Here is a 4,188-nt window from a genome sequence, read left to right as displayed (position 1 = left end):
GCTGGTATGAAAAGGCGGCGGCTCGGGGCGATGTCGAGGCGCAAGGCCTGGTGGAGCAATTGGCCCGTGGTGAGGTGGATGGGGTGCGGCAGCAGGTGGATGTGAGCAAGTGCTGGATCGACGAGGAGGAGTCGCAGAAAGAGGAGGGTGTGCGGGATTTCCCGTGATGCCGATCCCATGGTCGTACCGAGGTATTCTGTTTACACCTGCAGGTGCATCCGTCTGAACGATTCGCTTTGCGCAGGGAGGGACGGAGTCCGGCTTGAGGGCCGGTTTCCAGCTTTTGGATTCGAGCGAAAGGGTGTCTCCCAAAATTCCCGACTGGCTGGCTTTCCTGCCGGTTACTTCGCTTCCGCGTTCGTTAATTAATGTATTAAGTTATTTATAGTGAGTTAATAGCCAAACCCTGCTGTCGGACCCCCGTTTCGACCGTGCGCTGAAGCGTCTGGCGCTGGACCAGGTGCAGCGGGAGAATCCCATGGGGGATTACGCCTTCATGGAACCCGAAACCCGCGACAGCTTCCTCTTCGGCGACAACGGCTTCGCCGCCAAACTGGGGCGGGAGATGCGCGGCCGGGGGCCTTTCTCCCCCTTCGGGTTCGGAGGAGGTCGTGACCATGCCATGAGCTATGCCAACGATTCCTCGGGAGGCGGGGAGACTACCGGTGACTCGGGTATGGGAGGCGGCAATGGGGGGATCGAGGGTGGTGGGGGATTGGGCGCCGGTTCCCCAGGATTGGGAAGCCCTCCTCTCGGCTCGGGCACGGGAGGTGGAGAAAAACCGATCGTGGTTGCTGGGGGGAACAACCCGTCGGGCGGTGAGCCCAATTCCCAATTTGAACCCGTGCGTATGGAAAAGGAACTCGGTCAAGCTCTTGGACAGGTGGAAAAGAGCAGAAATCTACCACAGGATCAACAAAATGAGGAGCTTTTTCGAATCATGGATAAGCATAGGCGGGAAGAACAGAAAAGAATCGACGAGTATTGGAAATGGAGGAACGCCACATCATAGCTAGTATACTTTCGAGGAGCATCGTTGCTGTTAGGGCGTGTTGACATTTGCCAGATTTTGGTTCCTGGCAAGGCGCAAGACGGTGAGGAAGCGGAGTGTAGCTCGCCTACATGAGCATTCCGAACCGGATTGCAACGCGGCCAGGGACCAAAAGATGGTGAATGTCAACACGCCCTAGGTTCTGTTCATGCCTGGATCTCCTGCAGGAGGTCCAGGCCTGCTTTCGAACATTTTGATCGACAGGGGGTACTTATGGGAGTCATTAAGAGAAAGGTGCTGTTAATAACTTTAAGTATATTCCTGTTTGGTGCCTGGTCACCCATGCTCCAGGAGGCGATGCGCCTGTCAGGATCCGATGATATGGAGCAGAGGCGGGAAGGCGCACTTCTCGCCGAAAGACTGGCTCAGGAGGGCGATATAGATGCAATGGCTTATTATGCGTTCTGTTTGGATACAGGCAAGGGGGTTGCCGAGGATCCTGTGAAGGCCTTTGAGTATTTCCGGAAGGCAGCCGATAAGGGCAATGCCGATGCCATGTATATGGTTGGTACGACCTACTACATCGGACTGGTTATACCAAGGGACGAGCAGCTTGCCATTCATTGGCTGACCAAAAGCGCCGAAGCGGGCAGTCCATTGGCCCAAATGAGTCTGGCCAAAAAATATGATCACGGCGATATTGTACCGCGTGACCCAATAAGGGCCTTGGCTCTCTATCGGGAGGCGGCCAATAGCGGATATCCGGAAGCTAGGCAAATATTGGCGGATCATCTGATAAAGGGAGATCTTGGAGAAAAAGATGCTGACTTTGCCATCAAGGAATTGGAGTCTCTGGCTCATCAGAACACTTATCCGAATGTCGCTAGGTTGGCCATGGGGAGTTTGGCAAGTGCCTATTTTTACGAAGGTCAGGCTAAAAAGATAGATATTTACAAAGTTATAAGTTTGCTTACTGTTCTGGCTGAAAAAGGTGACGACAAGGCAATAAGCGAGCTTATTGATATCTATTTGCACTCTTCATTTGTATTTGATGCAGGCAATCGGGCAAAGACAAAATACTGGCTTGCTCGGCTCGGCGAGAATTTGAGTGATGGTAATTATATGGCGATGGGGATGTCGGTGATGTCTGACGAACAGATTGAACCTGGAGAACAACTTCGTCAGGTGCGTTACTGGTTGGGCCGTATTTCGGATCCGGTATTTGCGAGCATGACTACTTTCGGAATGGCATCGGAATGCATTCGGGGAGATAGGCCCTGCCGGATTGATGTTGGTTATGCACTGTTAATGGATGCATCACGGATAAGAAATAAATTTGCGCAGCAGTTGCAAGGTGATCTGATTCTGTTGGGACACTCGGCACTGGGTTCAGGATTACAGGCGATCCACTGGTATCGTCAGGCGGGGCCGCATCTGCCCAGAAGTTGGCGGATGGCTGAGCGGTTTGGGCGGGGGCAAGTGGAGGAGGCTTTTGCATTGCTACCTGTCGAGGTGTATGGGCTGTCTAAAGAGGAGGAGCAATCGCTGTCGCTGCTACCCGAACGGGAGGAGTTGTTGAAACGGGCCGGTGCGGGGGATGGGCTGGCCATGGTGCAGTTGGCCATTTTGGAGATGGGTTCCGATGGGGAGGTGACGGAGGCCTCCAAAGGGTGGTTGACGCGGGCGGCGGAGGCGGGTCAGGTGGCTGGGCAGATTCTGCTGGCCATGGAACTGGAACCGAACGATGCCCCGGCGGCCTTGGGCTGGTTGCGTCGGGCGGCGCAAGCGGGCTCCACTTTTGGGTGTTATCGGTTGGCCAACCACCTGTTGAACCATTCGTCCGGGAATCCCGAAGCGGTAGCCGAAGCCCGCACCCTGTTAACCACCCTCGCCGAGGCCGGATCGGAACCGGCCAAAATGCGGCTGGAAAAGATGCCCTGAACTCCGCAACGTGTGCCACTCATACTGGGGTCCGGGGGGGTATCCCCCCCGGCGGGTCCAGGGCAGCGCCCTGGGACTGTGCTTGTCGCCGTTGCCGGGACCATTTTGATCGGGAACCCCTCACGCCCTCATTTTGATAGTGTGGAAAGACGCATGAAGAAAACCATTCTCTTGCTATCCCTGTTTCTGCTTGGGGCTTCGGACCCTGAATTCGCCCACATGCGTCGCCTGTTTCTCTCCGAGGAAGCGGTTTTGCAGAAACAGGCGGCGCAATTCTATGAACAACAGGCCAAAGAAGGCGTTGCGGAGGGCGAGTACTGGTATGGGCGCTGTCTCACGGACGGCATCGGCGTCACTGCCGACCCGGTGACCGGGGTGTCCATGTACCGCCGGGCTGCCGGCAAGGGACATGCCGATGCCATGGCCCGCCTTGCCATGGCCTATAAGGAAGGGGAATACCTGGCGAAAGATGAGAGACGCTATATCGAATTGATGCGTCAGGCTGCTGAAGCAGGCAGTCTCTTGGCCCGGATGTCACTTGCCCACAATTTGATGACCGGCGAATACCTGCCGAGAGACCCGAAGGAGGCGTTGACCTGGTGGCGGAAGGCGGCTTCAACCGGTTTTCCCCTTGCACGTCTGGAGTTGGCGCTTCTTCTGGCATCGGGAGAAGGGGGGGAGCAGGATGTCGATTTCGCTCTCGCCGAACTCAAGGATTTGACCCATTCGGATTTTAAAGAAGCAGTCGACCGGGCAAGGCGTATGGTTTGGTTAATTTACTATCTAGGTTTATACGGCATCCCGAAAGACCGGGGACAGGCCATTGAGTGGTTTCTTCCCTTGGCTGAAGATGGTGACTTCAGGGCTATGGAGTTGGTGGGGCATTCTTTGTTGACTGGCTTGCATCATGGGTTGCCGCTGAGTACACATGCCAAAGCCGCCTATTGGCTGAGTCGGCCAGGCGAAAAGATGAGTAATGAAGCGCGGCTTGCCATGGGCTTTTTGTCGCTCTTTGACAGTAGTGGTAGCCACTACCCGAATCTGGAGGGGGCTTTGAAATGGTTTGATACGGTTCCGGATCAGGAAGAGGTTGGCCAGATCCTGTTAGAACAAGCTCGCTATTTCAGAGAGGTTCATACTGGGGTCAAATCGTCCGTAATCCGCTCCATGTATCGCCTGTCGGCGGAAAAGGGCCATCCGCAGGCGGCGTTGCTGCTGGGCGACATGGCCCTGCTGGGTTGGACCATGCCGGTCGA

General features: G+C 55.5%; 4 protein-coding genes. All 4 read left to right on the top strand.

What is annotated here, in order from left to right:
* A partial coding sequence (locus HQL56_18600) for a hypothetical protein (protein ID MBF0311526.1) occupies positions 1-167 on the top strand: 167 nt, incomplete at its 5' end.
* Positions 168-478: 311 nt separating this feature from the next.
* Positions 479-1,012, top strand: coding sequence for a hypothetical protein (locus HQL56_18595; protein ID MBF0311525.1), 534 nt, complete (start codon positions 479-481; stop codon positions 1,010-1,012).
* A 252-nt stretch (positions 1,013-1,264) separates the two neighbouring features.
* Entirely contained in the window at positions 1,265-2,932 is a 1,668-nt protein-coding gene (locus tag HQL56_18590) for an SEL1-like repeat protein (protein ID MBF0311524.1), read from the top strand.
* A 153-nt stretch (positions 2,933-3,085) separates the two neighbouring features.
* Positions 3,086-4,188 (top strand): sel1 repeat family protein (locus HQL56_18585; GenBank protein MBF0311523.1); only part of this gene is annotated, 1,103 nt, incomplete at its 3' end.

Source organism: Magnetococcales bacterium, assembly GCA_015231925.1.
In the GTDB taxonomy this organism is placed as follows: domain Bacteria; phylum Pseudomonadota; class Magnetococcia; order Magnetococcales; family JADGAQ01; genus JADGAQ01.
The sequence above is the reverse complement of the archived record's forward strand: the minus strand, read 5'-3'. Positions and strand labels throughout refer to the sequence as shown.

What these genes read in the sequence shown, in the direction of transcription:
- HQL56_18590 (MBF0311524.1), top strand. Translation starts at nt 1,265, where the DNA reads ATGGGAGTCATTAAGAGAAAGGTGCTGTTAATAACTTTAAGTATATTC.
- HQL56_18595 (MBF0311525.1), top strand. Translation starts at nt 479, where the DNA reads ATGGGGGATTACGCCTTCATGGAACCCGAAACCCGCGACAGCTTCCTC.